General features: G+C 41.3%; 14 protein-coding genes and 1 pseudogene. 7 read left to right on the top strand and 8 right to left on the bottom strand.

Translation table 11 applies throughout. From position 1 onward, the window contains the following. The first annotated feature begins 27 nt into the window (after positions 1-27). From DW981_RS01645 to DW981_RS01625, 5 genes are all read left to right on the top strand, one after another. Positions 28-438 (top strand): hypothetical protein, encoded by a 411-nt coding sequence (locus DW981_RS01645; RefSeq protein WP_022025896.1) that lies wholly within the window; start codon positions 28-30, stop codon positions 436-438. A 218-nt stretch (positions 439-656) separates the two neighbouring features. Continuing rightward, a complete protein-coding gene (locus DW981_RS01640; RefSeq protein ID WP_118506544.1) occupies positions 657-1,661 on the top strand; it encodes an ATP-binding cassette domain-containing protein in 1,005 nt (334 codons plus the stop codon). Continuing rightward, positions 1,648-2,313 (top strand): methionine ABC transporter permease, encoded by a 666-nt coding sequence (locus DW981_RS01635; RefSeq protein ID WP_118506543.1) that lies wholly within the window; start codon positions 1,648-1,650, stop codon positions 2,311-2,313. Before DW981_RS01640 ends, DW981_RS01635 begins: the two co-directional genes overlap by 14 nt. Positions 2,314-2,370: 57 nt before the next feature. Beyond that, entirely contained in the window at positions 2,371-3,204 is an 834-nt protein-coding gene (locus DW981_RS01630; protein ID WP_118506542.1) for a MetQ/NlpA family ABC transporter substrate-binding protein, read from the top strand. 266 nt (positions 3,205-3,470) lie between these two features. Next, the gene (locus DW981_RS01625; RefSeq protein WP_118506541.1) at positions 3,471-5,357 is read left to right on the top strand and encodes a hypothetical protein; all 1,887 of its coding nucleotides are present in this window, start codon (positions 3,471-3,473) and stop codon (positions 5,355-5,357) included. A gap of 179 nt (positions 5,358-5,536) precedes the next feature. Here the strand turns inward: DW981_RS01625 and DW981_RS15490 are convergent, their stop codons facing one another. The 6 genes and pseudogenes from DW981_RS15490 to DW981_RS01600 form a co-directional block, all read right to left on the bottom strand. Continuing rightward, entirely contained in the window at positions 5,537-6,160 is a 624-nt protein-coding gene (locus DW981_RS15490) for a PilZ domain-containing protein (RefSeq protein ID WP_243034633.1), read from the bottom strand. A 26-nt stretch (positions 6,161-6,186) separates the two neighbouring features. Continuing rightward, a pseudogene (locus DW981_RS15485) lies at positions 6,187-6,716 on the bottom strand (methyl-accepting chemotaxis protein). 980 nt (positions 6,717-7,696) lie between these two features. Then, positions 7,697-8,596 carry an alpha/beta hydrolase gene (locus DW981_RS01615; protein ID WP_118506540.1) on the bottom strand — a complete coding sequence of 300 codons (900 nt, stop codon included), beginning with the start codon at positions 8,594-8,596 and terminating at the stop codon, positions 7,697-7,699. 240 nt (positions 8,597-8,836) lie between these two features. Then, entirely contained in the window at positions 8,837-9,325 is a 489-nt protein-coding gene (locus DW981_RS01610) for a DNA-deoxyinosine glycosylase (protein ID WP_118506539.1), read from the bottom strand. 150 nt (positions 9,326-9,475) lie between these two features. Continuing rightward, a complete protein-coding gene (locus DW981_RS01605) occupies positions 9,476-11,227 on the bottom strand; it encodes a PH domain-containing protein (RefSeq protein WP_118506538.1) in 1,752 nt (583 codons plus the stop codon). After that, on the bottom strand, positions 11,217-11,729 hold the full coding sequence (locus DW981_RS01600) for a PH domain-containing protein (protein WP_243034632.1): 513 nt from the start codon (positions 11,727-11,729) through the stop codon (positions 11,217-11,219). The genes DW981_RS01605 and DW981_RS01600 overlap by 11 nt, the downstream gene beginning before the upstream one ends. 370 nt (positions 11,730-12,099) lie before the next feature. Between DW981_RS01600 and DW981_RS01595 the strand changes: the two genes are divergently transcribed. Continuing rightward, positions 12,100-15,264, top strand: coding sequence for a CotH kinase family protein (locus tag DW981_RS01595; RefSeq protein ID WP_118506537.1), 3,165 nt, complete (start codon positions 12,100-12,102; stop codon positions 15,262-15,264). A gap of 298 nt (positions 15,265-15,562) precedes the next feature. On the opposite strand, the gene DW981_RS01590 is transcribed toward DW981_RS01595, so the two are convergent. Then, positions 15,563-17,050, bottom strand: coding sequence for a DUF4362 domain-containing protein (locus tag DW981_RS01590; protein WP_118506536.1), 1,488 nt, complete (start codon positions 17,048-17,050; stop codon positions 15,563-15,565). Next, positions 17,047-17,607 carry a sigma-70 family RNA polymerase sigma factor gene (locus DW981_RS01585; RefSeq protein WP_182434074.1) on the bottom strand — a complete coding sequence of 187 codons (561 nt, stop codon included), beginning with the start codon at positions 17,605-17,607 and terminating at the stop codon, positions 17,047-17,049. The genes DW981_RS01590 and DW981_RS01585 overlap by 4 nt, the downstream gene beginning before the upstream one ends. Before the next feature lie 1,363 nt (positions 17,608-18,970). Between DW981_RS01585 and DW981_RS14870 the strand changes: the two genes are divergently transcribed. Continuing rightward, a complete protein-coding gene (locus tag DW981_RS14870; protein WP_147352582.1) occupies positions 18,971-21,808 on the top strand; it encodes a cellulase family glycosylhydrolase in 2,838 nt (945 codons plus the stop codon). Positions 21,809-22,127: the final 319 nt, after the last annotated feature.

Genomic DNA, 22,127 nt, shown 5'->3' with positions numbered 1-22,127 from the left:
GAATCCCAGATAAAGGAGGGGAGTGTAATGACAACAGAGAAAGTAAATGATCTAGAACTGGTAAAGTTATCTGATTATTTTACGCCCGGCAAGTTTCGTACCATACCGGGTACCGCAATGACAGATCGTGGTGGTATTACCGAGATGCAGGCTGTGTTTAATATCAATACAGACTTTGCAAAGCGTTTGACCTTTCAGTTTTCTACCATGTTAGTGATCTATGGATTTGGCATATTGAATGATAAGCTGATCGAGATCAACAAGAGTAAGTACGTAGGATATAAGGAAGAGAATGTGTTGAAACGTATTACCTTTAATGACTGTGGGGAGCGGTTTGTCATGGTGTTGGAGCTGAGCGATGCACCGGATAAACTGCTGGCAGTAACAGCAGATGATGTGGAATATTTATTGAACAATTGTCTGCATCCGGCAACTTGATAACGAACTGTAATGGTATTTGAACATGGAGCCTGCACGCGAATGAATTCGTGTGCAGGCTCTTATTTGTTCAAGTCTCTGATGTAAGGTATGGGAAGTTTGAGTAAAAAAAATGAAAAAAGTTCTTGACAAATGGATGTGACTGCTATATTATAACATACAATTCATATATAAATGATATGAAAACAAGGAAAAGAATCGTAGGAGGTGATACTTCCATGGATGCATTGATCACGGTTGAGGGTGTGGAGAAAGATTTTGGTAATCAAGTCAAAGCACTCGACCAGATTAATTTGGAAATTGCAAGTGGAGATATTTATGGAATTATCGGTATGTCCGGTGCGGGTAAGAGTACATTAGTACGATGTCTTAATTACTTAGAGAAACCTACCGCCGGTGTTGTCAAGATTCATGGCAAAGATTTATCGACTTTGAAAGGCAGACAGCTTCGCAAAGAGAGACAGAAGATTGCAATGATCTTTCAGCATTTTAATCTGTTGATGCAGAAGAATGTGTTGGACAATATTTGCTTTCCACTTGTGATCGCCGGAGTAAGCAAGAAACAGGCAAAGAAGAGAGCTGTGGAATTGCTTCAGATCGTGGGACTTGCTGATAAAGCAAAAGCATATCCGGGACAATTGTCCGGTGGACAGAAGCAGCGTGTGGCAATTGCCAGAGCATTAGCGAATAATCCGGATATCCTGCTTTGCGACGAGGCAACGAGTGCTTTGGATCCGCAGACGACACAGTCTATCTTGGAATTGTTGCAGCAGATCAACCATGATTACGGTATCACGATCGTGCTGATCACCCATGAAATGTCCGTGGTACAAAAGATATGTAATAAAGTTGCAATCTTAGAAAAGGGACATTTGGTGGAGACGGGAAGTGTTTCCAAGATATTTGCCAATCCGGAATCTGCGGCCGCTAAGAAGATGATTTTTGGTGAAGATACCAGTGTTCCAAAGATGGAAGGAAAGCATCTGGTGCGAATCGTCTTTAGCGAAAATTCATCGTTTGAACCGGTTATCGGTAATATGATCCTTCGATACAAGACACCGGTTAATATATTGCATGCCGATACCAAGGATATCAACGGCATTGCAACCGGAGAAATGATCTTGCAGTTGCCGGAGGATGAAGATATTGCAAAGCAGATGATCACATATTTACGTGATTGTAAGCTGACGGTAAAGGAGGTGGAAGCAGATGTTTCACTTTGATGCAGTTGTTCAGGAGATGATCATTAATGGTATTTGGGAAACGCTGTACATGACCTTAGCGTCAACCTTTATGGGATATGTGCTTGGACTTCCACTGGGAATCGCTCTTGCGGTTACCGACAAAACCGGAATCAGACCACAGCCGGTTGTATATCGTGTGCTGGATGTGATTTCGAATGTACTGCGAAGTATACCGTTTATTATTTTGTTGATATTAGTGATTCCGCTTACCAGATTTATCGTGGGGCAGTCTTATGGCTCTTCGGCTACAGTCGTACCACTGGTTATTGCTGCCGCTCCTTTTATTGGACGTATGGTGGAATCATCGCTCAAGGAAGTAGATCATGGCGTGATCGAGGCTGCTCAGAGCATGGGCGCCGGCATCTTTACGATCATTTGGAAAGTATTGCTCGTAGAAGCAAGAACATCCTTGATCGTCGGTGTGACGATCGCACTTGGCACAATCCTTGGATACTCCGCAATGGCAGGCGCTGTCGGAGGCGGCGGTCTGGGAAATATCGCAATTCGGTATGGTTATTATCGTTATCAGCCGGATATCATGATCGTAACGATCGTTATTTTGATTGTCCTCGTTCAAATTTTGCAGGGAATTGGAATGTTGATCTCTGCAAAGCTTGATCGAAGAAAATAAATACCAGCTTTCGTATTGAAAGATTGGAACACAAAAAGAATTGGAGGAAATTTAATTATGAAGAAGAAAGTAGTAGCATTGACATTAGCGTTGACATTGGCAGCAGGTTTGGTAACAGGCTGCGGTAATGCAAAGAAAGACGATAACAAAGCAGACAGCAAAACAATTACAGTAGCTGCATCACAGACACCACATTCTGAGATCTTGGCAGAGGCAGCTAAGACCTTAAAGAAACAGGGATATGATCTGAAAGTTACAGTATTTGATGATTATGTACAGCCAAATAACGTAGTAGAGAGTGGAGAATTTGATGCCAACTATGTAGAACATAAGCCATACATGGAGCAGTTTAACAAAGAGAATGGTACTCATATCGTTGATGCCGGCGATATTCACTATGAGCCATTTGGAATTTACGGTGGAACTAAGACAAAGCTCGAAGATGTTGCAGAGGGTGATACCATTGCAATTCCAAACGATACAACAAACGAAGCGAGAGCATTATTACTTTTGCAGGATAATGGTTTATTGACTCTTAAAGACGGTGCAAGCCTGACAGCAACCATCAACGACATTAAAGACAATCCTAAGAAATTAAAATTCCAGGAGCTTGAAGCAGCACAGGTATCCAAAGTAAAAGATGAGGTTGCTTATGTAGTATTAAACGGTAACTATGCATTAGAGGCAGGATACAGCGTTGGCAAAGATGCTTTAGCATATGAGAAGTCCGATTCTGAGGCTGCTAAGACTTATGTAAATATCATTGGTGTCAAGGAAGGTAATGAAAACAGCGATGCGATCAAAGCTTTGGTAAAGGTATTAAAATCTGATGAGATTAAGAAGTTTATCGAAGACAAATATGATGGAGCAGTTATCCCATTTGCGGGCTAATCAGATCCTCTAAAAACTCATAAGAAATTGTTAATAAGGAAATAGTCTTTTGCCTGTTTTGTGCAGGCAAAAGGCTATTTTTTTGGAAAGTTATCTGACATGGCAGTATCCTACGAGATGCTTTGTCGCAAGAATAACGAGTATGTCCAAATTCTTAAGAATTATTAAGATCGCCCCAAGGTCGTTGACGCAAGCAGAAATGTATGGTGTACTGGAAATGTAACAAAGAAATTTAGTGCTATGATGGTAGAATGGGAGGAGATCTTATGAATAAACTAAAAACAATATTGGCATGTATGATAATTACATTGGGAATTTTGTATCTACCGGAAATTCATGCAAATGCATCAACAGTAACTATAGATGAAGCAACATTTCCAGATTCATGTGTACGCAAATTTGCACAAGAACAAGACGTCAATAAAGATGGTGTTTTGTCTGATGAAGAAAGAAATATAGTTGATTATGCATTATGGGATTGGTATACGGCAGCTGCATATGGGGTAGATGGAAGCCATTTAATAGATTTTACAGGAATGCAGAATTTCCGAAAAATCACCAAAGTTCGACTGCAATTGGGCTGTAAGGTCAATGGAAAGGAAATATATTGGAATTATAAAGCATCTAATTTATTCCAATGTTTTCCTCATGTAAAGCAATTGTCGATTGTTTCTTTTGGAACTAAATCAATTGAACTTAGTGGAGAATCTAATACATTAGAAGCGTTGGATATTTCTTTTGAAAATGAAATATTAAAAACTGGAGAAGTAGTATGCAAAATGTATGCGCCAAACATTAAAGAAATAGATATCACTGGAAATATCTCGACAAAAAGTTATTCTTTAGGAAAATGTTTTCCGAAGGCGAAGTACATTTATTTGTATGATACAAATGTTGGAAAATCTGGTACGTTAGATGGCTTTCAAGACATTGAAACGTTATTCATTAGTGGTAAAAAGGTAACAGACATGAATTTATCCTTTTTGTCGGGAATAACAATACATCGATTGGAAATTGAAAAAACTAAAATTAGTAAATTGGATATGGCACCTCTTCGCAAAACAAAATTGAATGTGTTAGATATTGACAATTGTCCGATCAAAAAATTAATGTTATCACCTTTGAAGAATACCGGGATTGTTAGTTTGTCAATATCAAATTGTTATATTACATCTTTGAATTTGAAAGAAGTATCCAACAAAACACTGACCACACTTTCTATCATTAATTGTCCGTTGAAGAAACTGGATGTTAGCCCATTGAAAAATACATTAGAAACGTTATATGTGGGAGACAGACAGCAGTTTTACACGAAATATCGGGAAGTCTATAAAAAGACAAAATTTACTACACTTGATTTATCGATGATGAAAAAGTTAAAAGCGGTATATGGAAGTGGCGCTGGTTCTATTAAGACAGTGCGGCTTAAAAATCCCAAAAAACATGTAAGAGTTAAAACTTTGCAGGAATTACATTTATATGGGACTAAAATAAAGTCTATAGATGTATCAGGATTGACAAAATTAAAAAAACTTTATGTTGGTAATTGTACGACCAAGTGTAATATCAACAAGTGTACAAAGCTTGAAGAACTTGGTATTATAAATCGCGGAACGACAGATTTATCACTCAAGAGTAAAAGCTTGAAACACCTGCAGTACCGAGGCGGTAAAGTGAAAAAATTGTCAGTCAAAAAATGTCCTAAGTTATATGCAGTTACGATAAGGGGAACCAAGGCGAAATCTTTAGATTTTAAGGGCAATAAAAATCTGCTCTATTTATCGATTTATAATAGTAATATTGGTAAAGTGGTTTATCCGAAAGTAAAAAAAGCGGACTGGAGATATGAGTATAAAATACAAGATAAACGCTTTAGCTCTGACCCAATAACAAATGCTGAAGAAAGTGGGATTTTTACTTATGAGCATTACTTAGGTGGATACAATATAAATCAAGTAAAGACTGTGGATATATCTGCGTGGAAACGGTTGAGCAGCGCAATGAAGAAACGGCAATTGGCCAATGGTTATAAATTTGTCATGAAACAATATACGCCGCGCCGGATTATTATTAACAAGAAGTTACGCAGTTCTGACAAAAAGTGGATACGTGCAGTAGCAAAGAAGATTAAAGCAAAAGTAATTATGTGGTAAGTATGAAGAAGCTTAAACTTACCAATTGCAAAAAATTACGAAGACTGGATCTTACACCATTTGATTTGAAACCATTGGATATCAAGGGATCAACAAGGCGGATATTGTCTTGTTGATCCCTTTTTGGTTATTTGCGCATTATTATATCTAACGTGTTTATCATTAGCGCCGGATAGCACTTATTCCGCACTGACAACTTGTGATATGTCATCAGCCTGTTCTGCTAATAACTGTTTGACGTAATCGCGAATGAAGAAATCGTCCTCCGGCATTTGACAGCCGACAATATACATCCCTTCGTTATTCGAGCATCGGATGACATGTCCGGTCAATTCATTATGATTTGGCAGATCAAAATCATGGATCGTAACATGGATGTCTGCCCCCTTGTGATCTGTAAAGAATGGATCCTTCGTCAGAAAAGCAAATCCATTGGCGCTGATGTTATCCATTGTGGCATCGATTGGTAGTGGTGCGATGCCGTCTGCGGACGTATTAGCAATAGTGATGCTGCAGGTGTTGGAAAGATCTGCACGAGGATATTTGCGGCGGTTATTGATCTTAGGTCGGGACTCGATAATGATCTGCGAGTCTTTCGTGATCAGTGCACGTTTCCAATGGTACAATACATTGCCGACGGTTACCTGTAATTCGCACTCTGTCGTTTTAGTGATTGGTGGGAAATTGTCCAAGGAAACAGTCAGTGTATTTTCGGTGCGTTCTACTATATCGCCATGATAATTTGAAGAATCCTCCAAAGTCACTGTGAATTTCATGCCCGGCTGTAAGTCCTCAACGCCCATAAAACCACCAATACCAAGCTCACACATCAAAGATTCAACGACCGTTCGATCGAATTGATATTATTGGCGGATTCATCATATTTGCTCAGCATACGATGACTGATCTCGTTGGAATCGGAAATGTGTTTTGACATTTTCGTCATGATCGAGGATACCTGATCCATGTTGTCGACTAATTGGATATTGGATTGTTCCACATCTTTCATTGCCGTATCAATGATCTGAATATTCTCTTCCAATTGTGCGGTATCTTCGGATATTTTGGAAATGCTGGCACCAGCGGTTGTTACCTTGTCGAGAGTCATGCGGATCAATGATAACGTTTCTTCCATCGTGTGCATCATCTTGGTAGAGGTTTCTTCCAGATGCATCAAAGACTGACTGATCTTGCTGGAGGAAGCTTTTGTACCGGTGCTGAGGGTACGGATCTGTTCTGCGACAACGGCAAATCCTTACCGGCTTCTCCGGCGCGGGCGGCCTCGATCGATGCGTTTAATGCCAATAGGTTAGTTTGGCTGGAAATATCCTCGATCGTTCCGGTTTCCTCTTTTACCATCGCAAAATCGTTTTTGAAGTCTTGTAAAGTCATTTCGATTTCCTGTGATAGTGCAGCCATATTGTTCGTTGTGTCAATGAGACTGTCAAGATCTTTGGAACTTACTTCGGTGTGCTTGCCGGAAGTGGCAGTCAGCAGAACCATTTTCTCAATCAAATAAGCAACATGATTGACCTGAGCCTTGATCTTGGCGGTCATTTCATTGGAAGAAGCCGTTGTGTCTGTCAGGTGAAGATTATTTTCTTCGACTTGCTGCATGCTTCGTGCAACGATTCCGGCTCCGTGTGTGTTCTCTGAAGCAAGTTCTCGAACGACCGTGACGCCATCCATAATGGAGTTACTTGCCTGTTTCACCTGTTCTACTGTTGTAATAACACGGGTTAGATCCGCTTTGATGCTGTCTGTCATGGCACCATCAGACTCATTCAGGTGCTTGATGGACATGACATAGCAGATATAACATAAAATAATACAGGATAATTGTAATTGATAGTCTTTTACATTTGTAGCCGAATTAAACCCGTTCATGTAACGATATACAGCACTGCCGATAATAATGATGGAATTCGCAATGCCGCAATTTATCATGAAACGCCTGTTTTTGTAGAGAACCAGCAGGCTCGTCACCGGCAGGATATAAGTAAAGGCGATGGGAGAAGCGGTGGTACTTACAACAAAAGTATAAAAGATACCATAGCCGATCACCAGATCATACTTATAAATATCCGTTGTAAACCCTTTGACACGTAGTAATATCTCGCCAAGGATGATCGGCAGCCAGCACAGGATCAAAAAGATGATATAATAATCTGCTTTTTGAAGGCCGTTAGCAACGTCACTGCCGTAATTAGCCGATAATAATAGCGCAAAGATCAGCCATATCTTGCGTGCTTTGCGGTTCGCCTTTTCCTTAAAAATGTTTTCGTCATAATTCATAATCGTTAACCTCATAGTTCTTTCATATATTGTTATTTTGCGATTCACTGCTCATGTATTTCGGCAAAATACTCTGCAATTGCCTGAATCGTCTGCGTGCTTTCCGGCAGGAAAGGTTCAAATACACTAAAAGCGTGTGTAAGTTGTTTGTTTTTTGGAAAGTCAAGCAGGCGGTGTGGCATATTGTATTTTGTCAATGCCTTCTCAAACTTCGTGGTGTAATGATGTAAATTATCGTTCTTACTTGTTACCAGCAGACAAGGCGGCAGTGCTTGTACTAATTTCTGATAGGTTGGATTCACATACGGCGCAAAATCACTTTGTTTATAATCCGTGCCATATAAATATTTTGGTAAAGACAAGCCAATCTGGTCAAAGCGGTTGGTGTAAAACATACCGCTGATCAGCCCCAGTGCCTGAAGTGGTGCAGGGCATACAGACACTTGCGCGGCAGCAGCCATTTCGGCGTTGTTCTGCATGGCAGCACAGTAGGTTAATAACATGGCTCCCCCGCTGTCTCCGACACCATAGATCTCGTCAGTTTTACCATAATAAAGATTACCGTAGTCTTGAACATACCGCAGCGCCTGAAAGAAATCCGTGCACTGATGATAGAAGGTATATTCCGGGACGAGACGGTATTCGATGCTAAACACGACATAGCCAAGTTTGCATAATCTGGCACAAAAGTAACGGTTGAACTCTTTGCATCCCATGATCAGGCCGCCGCCATGCACATTGAAAATGATCGGAAGCTCTTTGTCCGGCGATTCAGAAGGTCGAAATACATCCAATCGGTGTGCTTCGTTCTGATCGTTCACATATTCGATATCAAGATACATGTCCACGCCGTCGGGGATGGAAAAACGCTTACGGCGATCCGGCAATGTTTTCATGAAATCTGTTCGCTGCTGCATGAATGCAGTTTCAATATAATTACTCATATGTATTATGTATCCTTTTCAAAATGTTCTAGCTATTATAATAAACCAGATTGCCGTCACAATCAATAGAACCGTCAAAAGTGCCAAAGAAATTGTAAAAAAGAATGCAAGAAAAGTGTAAGCCAATATGCTTGTATACATGTAGTAATAGCAATGATGAATATTTTCGATGGCAGATATTTGCTGCATCAGAAAGGGGTATGGGATGGAATAAATCGAAACAGTGAATAAAAAGTTAGATTAGTTTAGAATACGGTTCCAAGTATTTAGTAACTGTGTAAAAGAGCAAGCTGCATTAGCGGGGCTGGTCGATGGTAGTAGTGCGATTGGCAGCCCCGTATTATCATACACATATTTTTGGTATAGGTCGTATGCTTTGCGTCCATTGGCATAGACAGCGGTTATGGAGGAGCGGGTTATGATCTTAGGAATATCATTGGGGATCACATTCCGAATAGAACTGTCACTAGACCCTTTGATATCGCACTCGGCGATCACGTCCCAGAGTGCGATATGGTGTCTGTGCAATAGAGCCTTTTTGTCCGCGATACTTTCCGGGACAGGCTCATTGCATAATTCAGCGATCACTTTCCAAAAGCGGTTGCGCGGATGCCCGTAATAAAATTGCTGTTCTCTTGATTTTACCGATGGAAAGGATCCTAAGATCAATACGGTAGAATCTGCATCGTATACAGGGGCAAATTCATGTACAACGTGAGTATATTCCAAGGCGAACCTCTCCTTTCTGTATCCACGGCTTTTAATTTTCTATTCTAACTTCGTATTTCTCAACTACTATCCAGCCATATATTGCTTATTACTGACATAATAAGCAATATGTAGGCTGTCAGTAAGGTTTGGTATGTGAAGTTAGCGTTACTATGATTTTTTTCTGCGGTTGCAGCTATCTTCCAAGAAGAGCTGTACGATAGGATCAATCTGTTCCTTTGCAAAGCATGGAATGCCGGTAAAGCTATTCATCGCTCCGGCGAGGATATAGACGATCCCGTGCTGGAGATGCAGCAGGCGTTCTACCGGAGTCTGCTGCAATTCTATATATTGTATTTTGTGATAATCAATAAATTGTGTAGAGGAAGCAAACATTCCGTTTGTTATTGCAATGTAATTCTCACGAAGCTGCAATTTGTTGGCTTTGTAAGTGCCATAACAGCCGATCAGATATATCAACATTGCTAGCACGAAAGAGCCGATACAGCCCAGGACTGCCGGTAGACCGGTTACGCCAAAGACTGTAATCATAAGAGTCCACCCAATTGCTAAAAATACAAGCAGTTTGGCAGAATCGATGATCTTTTTCCACCAGATCGCTTTCGGTGGACGGATCGGTGCAGTATCACTTTCGGTGAAATAAGCATCGAATTCCGGAAGCAGACGATGCAGTAATTCAGGTAAGTGTTTCTCTGGGATAGAGAGCAGTAAACGCGTGTTTTCTTCTTTTTCATCGCCCATACCGATATTTATAATATCGACAAAGCATCGCTTTGAAATACGGCTAAATACCGGACGCTGTACGATGATCGAACTGATGCGTTTGATTGGAATTTCATAGCTGGTGCGTTTGAACAGACCAAATTCCATATGCAGATGATCCGGCATACGTTTGATCCGGAAGCTGTAATAGCGGAAGAAATCACCGATCAGACTACGCAGTGCTGCATAGACAAAGGAGCCAATGACAACGATTCCACCTAATGCAGTTGGGATCATTTGGATCAAGGAACCGATGCTGTGATTGCCGAAAACAACCATTTTTAAGAAAAAAGCAATAATGGCGATCAGAGCGGCAAGGCATACGAGCAGACTTATAATAGAAGCACTGTAAACACAGTGGGTAAGCACTTGCTTGGTATTGTAAGCTACTTCGGATAATACCTGTCTGCTGTTTGGAGCAGCATTTGCTGAGGTTACTTGTCCGTTATCTGGGACAGAAGAAACAGTACTCATCTGCCCACTATTTTGGACGGAAGTGGCTCTGCTTATCTGATCGTTATTTGGGACAGAAGTAGGATCACTTATCTGACCGTCGTTTTGGACGGAAGTAGGATCGCTCGTCTGACCGTTATTTGGGACAGAAGCAGCAGCCCCTGCGGTTCCATCAAGCTGTTCGTTGGCAGCTATAGTTTGCGTATGTTTGGCAGCGGTTGCCCCCGCTAAGAGTCTCTCTCTAAGTGCCTCGGCTTTGTCTTTGCGAAGCAAAATGGTGACGTCTGTAGTATCGGCGGTACTTCGGCTTTCGGTATCGATCTTAACCGTACTGGTGCCGAGAATGCGTTCCAATAGATTACGCTCGATGTTGATATTGGAAATATTGCGCAGGCCAATCGTATTTACAGAACGAAAAATGGTATTTTTCGTAATCGTGATACTGGTTTCATCTACCGTGATCCAAGTCTTATACCAAACAATGGTGTTAACTGCCAGTCGAAATAGTATCACAGCAAGGATTACTAATATGACGATAAGCAGTGTGGTGCTATCAGAATTTTTGATATCGCCCAGTATTTCGTCAAGATCATCCAGGGAGGATATTAAAAATGTGATAATAATGACACCGAATACACCAAGCTGCTCTAACATTAGAGACGGGTGATTTCGAAACTTATTGTCCATTAGCACGTTCCTCCTCTACGATTTCGTTAATGCGCTGTTTCAAGCTGTCAGCAATATGTTCTGCTTTATCTTTTTCAAGAAATTTGATCGTTACGTCTCCGCCGGCAGTAGTGATTTCAACTTTGGCAAGGCCAAACAGGCGGTCAAGCGGACCGGAAGAAATTTCGATTTTATGAAGGCGGCTGATCGGCACGATCGTATGTGTTAAGAAGAGGTAGCCTTCCTTGATCTGTACTTCTTCATCGGTCAATCCGTAAGCATAACGCTGGTAGCGAAAAAGTGGGGATACGATCGTTTCAATGATCTCGAGTATCATAATAATGGCACAGATGATAGTAACCCATCCAATGACTGTTTTATTGGAAGTGAAAGCTTCAGTTCTGGTAAAGAAGACAATGACTCCCAGAACGGCGGCAATGACCACACAAACGATAGAGGTGACCAAATACATGCAGTATAATGCTTTTTTGTTTAACTTTTCTAATTTCATAAAAATTTTCAATCCTTTCTCTTGCTCTCTGTAAATGCTTTTCCGTGATACGCCCTCCCTTAACGCGTATTATCTCAAGTATAGCAGAACAAGAGATGCATGACAATTTTTGAAATGACAAATGCGTTGCAATTTGACAAAAATTTGATAAAATTGTGGCAAAAATATGTCATTGTAATAAAAATGTCATTTATTAGAATTTGGGGTTGTGTTACAATGTAAACGTAGGGAAAATGGTGCTAACATGTTTTGTCGCCTGATGGGTGACGCTGGTTTACGAAGGGGGAAGAGTCCTATTCAAAATAACCGGCATAGGATATCAGCACTGCATTATGTACTCTCAGAATCTTGAGTGTATATTATTAAGAAATGGAGGAAGCATATGGAGAAATTTAAGAAGCGTCACAAACAATTGACAAGCTTAGTACTTTCTGCAGCCATGATTTTTAGCTTGGTTCCGGGTACGGTAGGAGCAAAAGCTGAAACCCGCGTAGAAAAGCAAGTCAATCAGACAGCAGAGAGGGACACAAATAAGAAATCGGTTTCGAAAACAGCGTTGAAAACGATATCAGCGGATTTTAAGGCACAGAAGTTTGCAGAACTGTATGAGGAGGGGGGGCTTTCTTGTACAACAGAGGGGATTACATTTGACACTGAAACAGCAGCCGATAACTTGTTACTCACCGGTAAGAATAAGGTGGTATCCGGAGCGGCTATTACATTAAAGAACACATTGGATTTTGGCACAGACAAGGTGCAGCGTATCCAGATCGATGCATTGGCTAAGAAAGCGACAAAGACCTATATGGAAGTGTATTTGGATGATGCTGTTACACCAACTGTGAGAGTGCGAATTCCAAATCAGCCAAAGACAGACAATTGGACAAGGACCAAAGTTTACAGCTATGAATTTGCAGAGAATGAGAAACTGACCGGTAAACATACGGTACGTGTTCAGCTTCAGGATGAGACAACGGCAGCAGACAAAAAGACAAGCGTGCTGCTGCGTTCTATCCAGTTCGTGCAGGAAAGTATTCCGACCGTATCTTTTGATATTGATGAGTCTTTGGGAAGCATTAGCGAGATGAACGGTGATAGTTCACATAATACGGAATGCTATGGCAAGATGAATATCGATGTACCGGAAGGCTATGCAGCAGAGTATGGCAAGGATCCGGAGGCAGCAGCGAAGAAGACGGCTGGCAGCTACGATATGGAATATATACGCGGCCGTGGCAATTCAACTTGGACTGTCCCAAAGAAACCATATAAGATCAAGCTGGATAAGAAAGCGGATCTGTTTGGCATGGGTAAAAATAAGCATTGGGTATTGATAGCAAATTATTATGATAATAGTTTGGTACGTAATCGCCTGACCTATTATTTGGGACGTAAGCTTGGCATGGAATATACACCGGAATGTGTACCGGTTGACGTCATTATGAATCATGAGTATTTGGGCAGTTATTTGCTGTGCGAACAGATTCGTCTGGATGAGAATCGTGTGGATGAAAATAATCTTGAAAAGGCAGATAAAGGTGCCGATGTCAGCGGTGGTTATCTGTTATCCATGGAACCAAACGAAGAGACAGACAACGTGATCAAAACAACGTATAATTCGTATTTGATCGAATCTCCGGAAACGGGAGCGTGTCAGTCACAGGCAAAGGCTTATATCGAGAATTACATGAAGAAGACAGAGGATGCAATTTATGGAGATGACTTCAAAAATGAGGATGGAACATCGTATCAAGACTTAATGGATGTGAAGTCAGCAATTGCCTATTATTGGATGCAGGAGGTCTCTATGAATGGAGATGCATTTATTTCCACGAGCACCTATCTGTACAAAAAACAGGACACAGCGGATGCCAAGGGTAAGCTATATTGGGGACCGTTGTGGGACTTTGATTATGTAGCCTGGTCTTCCAATGACTATAGCGAAGAGGAAGATTCCTATAGCGGATTTGTTACTCAGAGAACATGGTTTAACCGCTTGATGGAAGATCCGGAGTTTGCACAGCAGGTAAAAGAGTATTGGGTAACGCTAGCAGGAGCATTGGAGGATGCCATTGCTGACGGTGGAATTTTGGACCGGTATGCACAGGAACTTGCGGTATCCGCAGATAACAATTTCAATAAATGGGGATTTAACGATTTTAGTGACGACGGGTATGACGATAACTATAACAGCGCAACAGGAAAGTTGAGCTATGCACAGGAAATTCAGCGTTTGAAAACTTGGATCGCAGATCGTGTTGATTGGATTGATAATAATCTGGATACTATTGCACCAAAGCCGGTTACACTGACTTACATGGTGGATGGTGAAGTTTACAAGAAAGTCACCACAACATCGACAAAGGAAAACGATATTCCGAGCGCACCAACCAAAGAGGGATATATTTTTACCGGTTGGTACTATGATAAAGATGATTTCAGTGTCAGACAGCAAAAGGGAGACATCTTTACAGAGGATACCACTCTAACAGCACAGTGGGAAGATGAGAGTAAGTTAGTAAAGCCAACTAAGATTGCGTTGGAGCGGTCAGAGATTTATGTACCGGAGTGGCATGATTTCCATATTAACTATGGTGTAGCACCGTATAATGCCAACACAGCGAATGTTACGTTGACGAGTTCAGACAATACTGTTGTGCGGTTACAAGAATCAGATTATGAAGATTCTGATTATATAGAGTCAGACTCACGTGATTGGATGGCAGTCAAAGCAGGAACGGCAACGATTACCATTTCTGCAGGAAATGGTGTCTCTGCCAAGTTGGTTGTCCATGTTATTCCGATTTCAGAATATTTTGAGAATGAGGAAGCATACACTGCGAAAGATTTCACTTTGGATCAAAATGATATTGTACTGAAAGTGGGACAGGAGAAGAAATTGAACCTGAAACCGGATCGAAACGAAGTCTATGCATCCTTTTACTGGACATCCAGTGACGATGATATCGTTGAGCTTCTCGGCGGTGGTCTGATCCATGCGAAAAAAGCAGGTACAGCTTATATTTTGGTAACTATGAATGGAATGGACAAAGCAAAGGTATGCCGCGTGGTTGTTCAGGATGGCACAGCCGTGAAACCAACGCCAGCGCCGACAAAGACGCCGGGGAAGGTAGTTCCATTGCCGCAGGAGAAGACAGAAATTATCCAAGTGGGAAATGTTCGTTATAAGCAATTATCCGCAAATACTGTCAAGATGACCGGTATCAAAAAGGATGTCAAGAAAGTGACCGTTCCTGCAACGATCAAATACAAGGGTAAAACCTACAAGGTAACAGAAGTTGCATCAGGAGCTTTGCGTGGCAAGAAGAAACTGCAGACCGTTGTTATCGGTAAGAATGTTACAAAGATTGGCGCCAACGCCTTTAGCAAGTGTAAGAAGCTGAAAAAAGTACAGATCACTTCGAAGAAACTTAAGAAAGTTACGAAGAAGTCCTTTGCTGGTATTGCGAAAAAGGTTGTGATCAAGGTGCCAAAGAGCAAGAAAAAAGCGTATAAGAAATGGCTTAAAAGTAAGAAGGTAGCATAGTGAATTTGTGATATGATGAGCCTCAGAGAAAAACAAGCGGCTGCGAAGCAGACATTTGTTTTTCTGGGCTCGTTAACGAGCAAGTAAGTTTGTGAAACAAACGGAAAAGCTTTGAAAGAGCGAATTTGCGAGTTTGATAAAAAGCACCCTCTGGGGACGGATCGTTGGATTTACGTCCGCTCAGAGGGTGCTTTTCTTTTCTGACGCTATATTTGCGGTGTATTGTAGACGTCCTTTCTGCTTATGTTGCTGCATAGTGAGGTACAGGTGCCTTTTCTGCCTATGTTGTATTTTGTATTTATTGTTTGCTGCTATTCAGAGTGATGCTGCAATTGTTATCGGCGGGACCAAATTCATAAGTAATAAGCTGGTTGTCCTCCTTGTTCTGTACTGTTTTGCGTACAGTAGTTGTGCGTATGAAGCGACTGGTATTACCGCCGGCATATGCATCGCGGCTCGTATCTTCGTAGATATACAGGACGCCATCCTTATTTAGAATATAATCATAAATCGCATCACCTTCTACCGTAAACTGCACGATCACTAATGCCTGCTTATAGGAAAGCTGCTTTTTTTTACATTTTTGAAAACGTGAAACAAATTCGTTCAATATCGCAGTCGCAGTTTGTGCTTGCTTGGCAGAACTGTTTATGGTTGGAATCATAAGAACCTGTTTTTTGGCAGCAGCGTTCGCCGATGAGTATGATGCCGGGTACGATGCAAGTCGTTTTTGAATGGCAGCTTCGTTGGTTGAATACCATTTGGCATCCATTTTTGGTGTGGCAAAGGCTGTATCCGTGGACAGTAATTTTGCACGGTATTTATAATTCTTGTCGCAAGTGATCTGTATAGCCTGTGTTCCGAGCAGCTCGTTGCCTTTGTATAAGCGCACGGTTAAACGGCTTTTGCCGGGTTTGAAAGACTTCGGTGCCCAGTAAATAATGTCACCGGGTTTGCAGGAAAGTTTTTTCGCTTCTCTTGTCATGGTCAGGCTGCCTTCGGATGAATTCTTGCCCCAAAGCTGTATGCTGCCATGTGAATCGGCTGCAACTTCAATGCGGATGTTTTCGGCAGAAGAAGACAATTCAAATGAAAATGGCATAGCCGGAACGGAACTCATGTAAGGAGAATATTCACCAAGAAGGCATGGATTTTCCGCTTTCAAGGTGACTTTCTTGTAATCCTCTAAAGGTTCCGACTGTGATTGCTGCGCATCTTCTGCGTCAGAGTTCCCAGGCTGTATTTCAGCATTGCTTTTCGAACAAGAGTTTTCTGTAGGAGTTTCTGTGTCGCCTTTTGAACGGGATTTCTTAGCTGTACCCTCATCATCAGTTTCGTCCGATGGCGCTTTTGTAGGGCTGCTATAGCAACCGTATTCCTTGCTGCCTTCGTTTTCTTTTGCGTAGGCGATCACCTGCAGACCTAGAGAGGAGGCTAGATTTGCTATGGAGTTCGAATTGTCCTCCATCTCGTTTGTATCTGCCCCGGAAGCATTACTATTGTCTGGATTTGGAGATGTGTTGGTAAATGCATAATCTGATGAATTTGTTGCGTTTGGATCACCATTATTTGGAGACGTATAATGATGTGCTAACAGGCATAGACCGATACCAATACCTACCATTGCAGCAGCGGGAAACATTTGTGGACGCAACAATTTTGCGCCTCGATGCTTTGTAAGTGGTAAGTTTTGTGGTGCTGCCTGTGCGATCATCTCATCCGGCAGCTCGCCAATTGCCTGCAATAACAGTTCTGATTTGCGATTATGGTCTTGCTCTCTCATCATACCCAGATCCCTCCTTCTTCTAAAACGCTTTTTAATTCCTTTCGCATGCGTGAAAGGATAGAGCGTATACTGGTTTCTTTCATTTGCATCATATATGCGATTTCGGCAGTATCTAACATATAAAAGTAACGCTGTAAAAAAATGATTCGTTTCTTTTTCGGTGAGCGTTCCAAAAACTGTTGGATCACGGTTTTTAGATGCTCTATGTTAATCTTTTCCTCAATTTCGTTAGAACCGGAAATACATTCTTCCAATTCTTCAAGACTAGCCTCCAAGTGCCCCCCTCCTCGTTTCGCGGCATTGTGCTGACGGTATTTGTCCAATGCAAGATTGCGGGCGATTTTTGCCAGATATCCTGCTAAATGCTTGGGCTTGCCGGGTGGAATAGAATTCCATACTTTGAGCCAAACATCATTGACACATTCCTTAGCATCTTCTTCATCAATGATGATACGTCGCGTGATCTGCATAAGATATGTACTATATTTATCTTGTAAGTGTGCAAGTGCAGGCTCCTGCCGTTCCCAAAGAAGCGCTACAATATCGTTGTCTTCCATGATTCCCTCCTTTTTGTCAGTGTTGTAAATCCCATCTATCATACCATGAATAGGGAAGATTCTCTATCGTGGTACGATGCGCAGAAATCTGCGTTTATGGATGGTTTTTATGAGTTGCTCAAACTTCGCACATCAAAAATTATCATGTTGTCACAGATTGCTTATTATGTCAGAATACTAAGTATTTTGCAGCCACAACATAGCGATTTCTGCCGGCAGAGAACTATAGTAATTGCTTTGCCGCAATTACGTTTTAGGTGATTTCTAGATTTTGTTGTCTCTGATGATTGATTTACATGCCTTTCGGAAGCTCGAAGTCCCGTAAGAAAGGTATTCATCATTTTTGAAAGGGACTTTGCGCTCGTCGTTACTTATGTCTCGTATTTCAGAGACATTAAGTAACGTGACGTAGCGCATCGTAGCGAAAGCGTCCCGTCCAAAAATGGATGATACCTTGCTAAAACGGGACATCTCAGACATTCCTTCAGGCATGTATTCATCAGAGACTTAACAAAATAAGAAATCACTCAAAAACTCTGCGTTCTGCGGCAATTATCTTAGTTCACTGCCGGCAGAACAAGTCAGCTTGTTGGCTGCAAAGTAGCTATTATTTTTGTGACATAATAAGCAATCTGTGACCTGGCAGTAGATTTGGATGTGCGAAGTTTGAGCTGGTTACATTTAAATAGACGCAAGGAAATGTTATTTGTTGCAAAGGAACGTCATTTTCTGCAATAAATTTATTTGGATTGATGAGAGATTTTTTGGTATCTATTTGGACTAGAGAGATTTTTTGATATCTTTTTGGAGGGGGATTGAATACTGTCATGGAGAAAGCCGATACAAAATAACTGGAAAATTGAAAATTAAGAATCCAGTCACCGAAGTAGGAGGAAAAAGCAAGCTGGAATGTCGGAAATGGAGAATCCAATCACCGGAATAGGTGAGGAAGGCAAGCTGAAATGTCGAAAATAGAAAAAAAAGTCAACTAATTGGGCAGGAAAGGCAAGCTGGAATCCTCAAAATCATCAAAACAGTCAACCAAAGCAAGAAAAAGACAAGCTGGAATTCCCAAAACTAAAATTCCAGCCATTTATCTACTCGTATGCCTATATATACAACATAATAAGTGGATTTTATATTAATTTTACTCTGCAAGAGAATATATTAACGTCATGATTTATAGGAGAAAAAAAGGCAAAAATATAAGAAAAGTATATCCACTTAGATTGCTTTGTAGTATAATAAAGGAAGTATATAGGAACGTGATGTGCATGAAGAATTTATCGTATTTGTTGTACGGGGGAGAGCGTATGTTCGTGGGAAAAGAATCTAATAATCAACAGAAAGGTATGGTGAAAACATGCGAAAACAAAAGAGAATATGGGCGTACTTGCTAAGTGCGGCGATGGTTGTAACATCATTTACAATGTCTAGCGCAACAGGAAAGGCAGAAGGAACAACAGAAAAAGGTAAGATCGTCAGCGTGACGGACAGAACCTCGACAAAGAAAGCGGCGAGCGCAACAGAAAAAGGTAAGATCGCCAGCGTGACAAACAAAGTTTCGACAAAGAAGACGGCGGGGACAGAATCCTTCCAAGATCTAAACAGACAACAGATCACGGAGGCGATGGGTGTTGGATATAATTTAGGAAACTCCCTGGAAGCAAATAGCGGAGGAACTCCAAACGAGACAGCATGGGGGAATCCGGTTTTAACCAAAGAATTTGTTTTGGCAGCAAAGGCAGCAGGATTTCAATCAATTCGAATTCCGGTATCTTATTTGAGTAAAATTGATGATAACAATGGATACAAAATTGATTCTGCATGGCTGGATCATGTACAGGAAGTAGTAGACTATTGTGTACAGAACAATATGTATGCAATCGTTAATATGCATGGAGACGGTTACACAACGGTAAGCGGTAGCTGGCTGCTCTGCGCAAGCAGCGATCAGACTAAGATCAAAGCTAAGTACAAGGCATGTTGGGAGCAAATTGCTGATCGTTTCAAAAATTATGATGAACATTTGATTTTTGAGTCAATGAACGAAGAATTTGACGGAACCTATGGTACTCCAAATAAGACAGCGTATAACAATATCAATGATTATAATCAGATTTTTGTGGATACGGTTCGTCAAACCGGTGGCAACAACGATCGCAGATGGCTGTTGATACCTGGTTGGAATACAAACATTAATTATACGGCAGACAATTATGGTTTTGTGCTGCCAACGGATCAGTATTTATCGTCTGATATTGCATCCGGCGAAAAAAGAATTATGGTTTCTGTGCACTACTACGATCCATGGGATTTTTGTGGTACAGAATCAGCCGATAAAACACAGTGGGGCAGCGAGGCAACAAACCAATCCAAAGTACCGACTTGGGGCGATGAAAGTTATATGGCTTCGCAGTTTAAGAAAATGAATGATAAATTCGTATCACAGGGATATGGCGTTATCATTGGCGAGTTTGGAGCCATCAACAAAGCAAACTATGATAGTCGGAATAAGGCATGTCGAGCCGATTATTATCAGAAAGTATGTTATTATGCAAAACAGTACGAACTGGTGCCTGTTGCATGGGATAATGGATTCGATGGTGACTATGGTTTTTGTCTGATAAATCGGTATTCTTGTCAGGTAACGCATCAAGACATTATTGATGCAATGATGGAGATCTATCGTGCATCTTCCACGGCAACCGGGATAGCTTTGGATCAGCAGGAAATCACGATTCATGTTGGGGATGCGGGAACACAACTTAATGCAACCTTAACACCATCTGACAGCAAAGATGTTATTAAATGGACATCCGATGATGAGAAAGTAGCCACAGTAAATTCCAATGGTTTGGTCACAGCAGTGGGTGCAGGTACTTGCACAATTACGGCAGCGATTGCGGCCGGATGTCAGGCAACGTGCAAAGTGACCGTGCCAAAACCTTCCTATATACGGACAAAGCTGTATATGTTAGATACATCCGGCTGGACGACGATCGCTAGTGAACAAAGTGTAGATATTTCAATGAAAGACGAAGAATTCACGTTATCAGTTAAGCCGACAGACACGCAGCTTAAAAATATCGGTTCGTTATATATCAAAGATATACAGGCGGCCGAAGCGGCAGGTTCAGCACTTAGCTATGCAGTTATTACGCTGAAATCAATAACAGTAAATGGGAAACAGTACACGATCAAAGACGACACGTATACATATGATAGCAGTTTGGAATCGGCAGCATCCGATGGACTGTCAAATAATGTGTTTGATTTTGCTTTTATTAATATTTGGGCAGATGTCATGACACATATTCAGGATGTGTCGGTAGAAAGACAGAAAAAAGCTTCCTTTAATAACGCTTCGTATCAGGGAACTAATACGGTGGAACTTACCTTTGCTGTTAGCGGTGCAAAGGTAAATGGGGCGGTAGAGCCAAGTACAAAACCGAGTGCAAAACCGAGTGCAACGCCAAGTGTGAGCCCAAGCACAGAGCCAAGTGCAAAACCGAGTGCAACGCCAAGCGTGAGTCCAAGCACAGAGCCAAGTGCAAAACCAAGTGCAAAACCAAGCGTGAGACCAAGCACAAAACCAAGTGTGAATCCAAGCGCAGGTCCGAGTGCGACGCCATCGCATCAGCTGGGAAAACCAAGTGTAACGGCGAAAGGATTTGTTGTGTATGCTAAAGTTAAGGGAGCAGGTAAAATTGCAGTAGGTTCTCGCTATAAACTTGCTGCTAAGAAAAAAATGAAACTTACTGTTCAGTGGGTTCCGAGAAATGCTGCAAGTCAAAAACTAACGTTTAAGAGCAGCCGACCATCCATCGTGAAAGTAACGGCAAATGGTACTGTAAAAGCAGGCAAAAAAGCAGGCAAGGCAGTCATTACGATTACGACAGCCAATGGATTAAGCAAAAAAGTTCGTATCCAAGTCATGAAAAAGCCCGTCAAGAAACTTACCGTTAAGGCAGGAAAGCGTAACCTTAAGAAAGGCAAAAAACTGAAATTAAAGGTAAAAGCAAAACCGGGCAAAAAGCTGGCATCCACGCAGTATTGCTGGAAATCTTCCAATAAGAAAATAGCTGCAGTATCTGCAAAGGGTGTAGTTAAGGCCAAGAAAAAAGGTACTGTGAAGATTACAGTTTATGCAACCGATGGCAGTGGCAAAAAGAAGAGCGTCAAGATCAAGGTAAAATAGGGATATCGAGGAATTAAAGAAAGATAAGTGTTGTGGGATATAGAGGAGACTGCCGATTGGCGGTCTCTTTTATAGTACGGATGTTTATAGAAAGCGAGCTGAAGAATTGTAAGGTTAAGACGGCGGGGCAAAAATATATTTTTTTTGCGAAAAAGTTTCACAAAGTTCACATGTGAAAATTGTGCAAATTATACAATTCACCCGGTGTAATGTAGAATGAACATGATCAGCATAAAAATAAGATGCAGAAATAGAGCGGATTTAATCAAATTGAGGTCTATGAAAGATATTGAAAAAATTGGAAATTTCAATGGTAAAC

It is taken from the genome of Clostridium sp. AM49-4BH, assembly GCF_003478335.1.
GTDB lineage: Bacteria > Bacillota > Clostridia > Lachnospirales > Lachnospiraceae > Butyribacter.
This window is presented reverse-complemented; position numbering and strand designations above follow the sequence as displayed.

What these genes read in the sequence shown, in the direction of transcription:
- DW981_RS01635 (WP_118506543.1), top strand. Translation starts at nt 1,648, where the DNA reads ATGTTTCACTTTGATGCAGTTGTTCAGGAGATGATCATTAATGGTATT.
- DW981_RS01630 (WP_118506542.1), top strand. Translation starts at nt 2,371, where the DNA reads ATGAAGAAGAAAGTAGTAGCATTGACATTAGCGTTGACATTGGCAGCA.
- DW981_RS01640 (WP_118506544.1), top strand. Translation starts at nt 657, where the DNA reads ATGGATGCATTGATCACGGTTGAGGGTGTGGAGAAAGATTTTGGTAAT.
- DW981_RS01590 (WP_118506536.1), bottom strand. Translation starts at nt 17,050, where the DNA reads ATGATGAGAGAGCAAGACCATAATCGCAAATCAGAACTGTTATTGCAG.
- DW981_RS01625 (WP_118506541.1), top strand. Translation starts at nt 3,471, where the DNA reads ATGAATAAACTAAAAACAATATTGGCATGTATGATAATTACATTGGGA.
- DW981_RS15490 (WP_243034633.1), bottom strand. Translation starts at nt 6,160, where the DNA reads ATGGGCGTTGAGGACTTACAGCCGGGCATGAAATTCACAGTGACTTTG.
- DW981_RS01585 (WP_182434074.1), bottom strand. Translation starts at nt 17,607, where the DNA reads ATGGAAGACAACGATATTGTAGCGCTTCTTTGGGAACGGCAGGAGCCT.
- DW981_RS01615 (WP_118506540.1), bottom strand. Translation starts at nt 8,596, where the DNA reads ATGAGTAATTATATTGAAACTGCATTCATGCAGCAGCGAACAGATTTC.
- DW981_RS01645 (WP_022025896.1), top strand. Translation starts at nt 28, where the DNA reads ATGACAACAGAGAAAGTAAATGATCTAGAACTGGTAAAGTTATCTGAT.
- DW981_RS01595 (WP_118506537.1), top strand. Translation starts at nt 12,100, where the DNA reads ATGGAGAAATTTAAGAAGCGTCACAAACAATTGACAAGCTTAGTACTT.
- DW981_RS14870 (WP_147352582.1), top strand. Translation starts at nt 18,971, where the DNA reads ATGCGAAAACAAAAGAGAATATGGGCGTACTTGCTAAGTGCGGCGATG.
- DW981_RS01605 (WP_118506538.1), bottom strand. Translation starts at nt 11,227, where the DNA reads ATGGACAATAAGTTTCGAAATCACCCGTCTCTAATGTTAGAGCAGCTT.